Below are 2,707 nucleotides of genomic sequence, written 5' to 3'. Positions count from 1 at the left end.
ACCGTCATGCCGCGCTCCTCCAGTTCTTGCCGGGCCTCCTGCGGCAGGTCCTCGCGCTGCTGGGCCTGCCCCGTGCTGGGCACGAGAGCCAGGGTCAAAAGGAGAACACAAAGACCCGAGAGGATGCTGCGCATCGTACACCAGGACTGGAGTCGGACGACGGATAGACGTGGAACTGAGTCTTCTCTTATAGCAGTCGCAGAAGTTTGGGCCGCAAAACCAGAAGTATTTGGTAACCGGTGCCGGGTAGAAAGGCGAATAAATCCATGCCAGGCCCGACAACTTTTTCGAATATTCGCCTTCAGGACGCCCCGAGGGCCTCCAGCGTGCCGTCCATTGACGCCACGTCCTCGCGGAAGTTGGCCAGTTGCGCCGCCCAGGACGTGTCCGGGAGATTGAAGGTCGCCCGAGCCCGGCTCGCATCGAGCACGGTGTAGGCCGGGCGGGCCGCCGCCGTTGCATACTCCTCCGACGACACGGGCTCCACCGTCACGTCCGTGCGGCCAAACTGGGCAAAGATCGCCCGGGAGAAGCCGTACCAGCTCGTCTGGCCGGTCCCCGTGAGGTGATAGATCCCGGCCTGTGAGGTGTCGTCCGCCGTGAGGAGGCGGTCACAGATCGATGTCGTGGCCTCGGCACACCAGCCAGCCCAGGTGGGCACGCCGATTTGGTCGTCCACGACCGTCAACCGGTCCTTGTCCTCGGCGAGGCGCAGCATGGTCCGCACGAAGTTCGACCGGCGGTGGCTGTACATCCAGCTCGTGCGCAAGATCAGATAGCGTCCCCCGACGTCCCGGATGGCCTCTTCGCCGTGTCGTTTCGTGCGGGCATAGACGTTGATCGGGTTGGGCGGATCGTCCTCGGTGTAGGGCGTGCGCTTCGTCCCGTCAAACACGTAGTCGGTGGAGTAGTGCACACACCAGGCCCCGGCGTCCCGGGCCGCCTCGGCCAGCACGCGGGGCGCCTCGGCGTTGATGGCGGCGGCCCGCTCCGGCGCCTCCTCTGCCCCGTCCACGTCGGTGTACGCCGCCGCGTTCACGATGAGACCCGGCTCAAGGTCCGCCACCGCCCGGCGCAGGGAGGCCGGGGCCGTCAGGTCGACCGTGGCTCGATCCGGCGTGTGCACCGTGCCGAGGGGGGCAAGGGTGCGGGTGAGTTCGTGTCCCACCTGTCCGGTGGCCCCAAGGAGGAGAATGGTGGCGGTGTCGTCGGGCATTTCGAGCTATCGGACGCCGTCAAAGTGAAGGGCCTTGCGGGGCATCTCGCTGAGCGCAGGGGCCCCCGCGTCTTTCTCCGACAGGACGGGATCGTCCACCGGCCAGTCGATGTCGAGTCGCGGATCGTTCCAGCGGATGGTGCGGTCGGCCTCGGGGTGGTAGAAGTCGGTGCACTTGTAGTGGAAGAGCGCCTCGCCGCTCGTGACCGCGAAGCCGTGGGCATAGCCTTCCGGCACGTACAGCTGCCGCGCGGTTTCCGCCGAGAGGACCGTGCCGTGCCACTCCCCGAACGTGTCCGACCCGGCCCGCACGTCCACGACCACGTCGTAGACTTCTCCGTTCAGCACCGAGATCAGCTTCCCCTGCGGCCGGGGGTTCTGAAAGTGAAGGCCGCGGAGCACCCCCTCGCGGGAGCGGGACAGGTTGTCCTGGACGAACGTGGTCCCGAGGCCGTGGTGTCCATGGTCGCGGACGTTCCAGAGTTCGGCGAACGCGCCGCGGGCGTCCTCATAGACGTCCAGGTCGATCAGGCGCACCCCCGGGAGGGCAGTTTCGGAAACCGTCATCGGAGAACGGGTCTTGAGGGAATATCACGAGCTGGAGGCGGGGGCCGCGTCGTCCTGGACGCGCGCCACGAGGTCGAGCAGGTACTGGCCGTAGGCGTTGTTGTCCATCGAGCGGCCGATGCGCACCACCTCGTCGGACTCGATCCAGCCCTGTTGCCAGGCAATTTCTTCCGGACAGCTAATCTTGAGCCCCTGCCGCTCCTCGATGGTCTGCACGAAATTGGCCGCCTGCAGCAGGGAGCCGTGCGTGCCGGTGTCGAGCCACGCCATGCCCCGCCCCAGGGTTTCGACGTGGAGGCGGTCCTGCCGGAGGTAGTGGCGGTTCACGTCCGTAATTTCCAGCTCCCCCCGCCCGGAGGGCTCCAGGCCCTCGGCAATGTCGACCACGTCGGCGTCGTAGAAGTAGAGGCCGGTCACGGCGTAGTTGGACGGCGGCGCGTCCGGCTTCTCCTCAATGGTGAGGGCCCGGCCCGCGTCGTCGAAGTCCACGACCCCGTAGCGCTCCGGGTCGTTCACGTAGTAGGCGAACACGGTGCCGCCCTCGCCCTGCCCGGCCGCCCGGCGCAGCTTTTCGCCCAATCCCTCGCCGTAGAAGATGTTGTCGCCCAGGATGAGGCACACGTCATCGCCGCCGATGAAGTCGGCCCCGATCGTGAAGGCCTGCGCAATGCCTTTCGGCTCCGGCTGCTCGGCGTAGCGCAGGTTGATGCCCCACTGGTGGCCGTCCCCCAGCAGGTCCTCGAAGCGGGGCAGGTCCTTGGGCGTGGAGATGAGCAGGATGTCCCGAATGCCCGCTCGCATCAGGGTCGAGAGCGGGTAGTACACCATCGGCTTGTCGTACACCGGCAGCAGCTGCTTGCTGACGGCTCGGGTGGCCGGATACAGGCGTGTCCCGGCCCCGCCGGCCAGGAGGATGCCTTTTCG

Annotated in this window: 3 protein-coding genes; all 3 read right to left on the bottom strand. The window is 67.0% G+C overall.

All coding sequences use genetic code 11. The features are described from left to right. Positions 1 to 301: 301 nt before the first annotated feature. Positions 302 to 1,216: a dTDP-4-dehydrorhamnose reductase gene (rfbD, locus tag V5A20_RS13995; RefSeq protein ID WP_332327642.1), complete on the bottom strand. Its 915-nt coding sequence runs from the start codon at positions 1,214 to 1,216 to the stop codon at positions 302 to 304. Between the two features lie 6 nt (positions 1,217 to 1,222). Continuing rightward, the gene (gene rfbC, locus V5A20_RS13990) at positions 1,223 to 1,783 is read right to left on the bottom strand and encodes a dTDP-4-dehydrorhamnose 3,5-epimerase (RefSeq protein WP_332327640.1); all 561 of its coding nucleotides are present in this window, start codon (positions 1,781 to 1,783) and stop codon (positions 1,223 to 1,225) included. Between the two features lie 24 nt (positions 1,784 to 1,807). Further along, on the bottom strand, positions 1,808 to 2,707 hold a 900-nt coding region (rfbA, locus tag V5A20_RS13985; protein WP_332327639.1), incomplete at its 5' end, for a glucose-1-phosphate thymidylyltransferase RfbA.

The organism is Salinibacter sp., from assembly GCF_036626415.1.
Lineage (GTDB): Bacteria > Bacteroidota > Rhodothermia > Rhodothermales > Salinibacteraceae > Salinibacter.
Note: the sequence above shows the minus strand (reverse complement) of the source record. Positions and strands in the feature narration are given on the sequence as shown.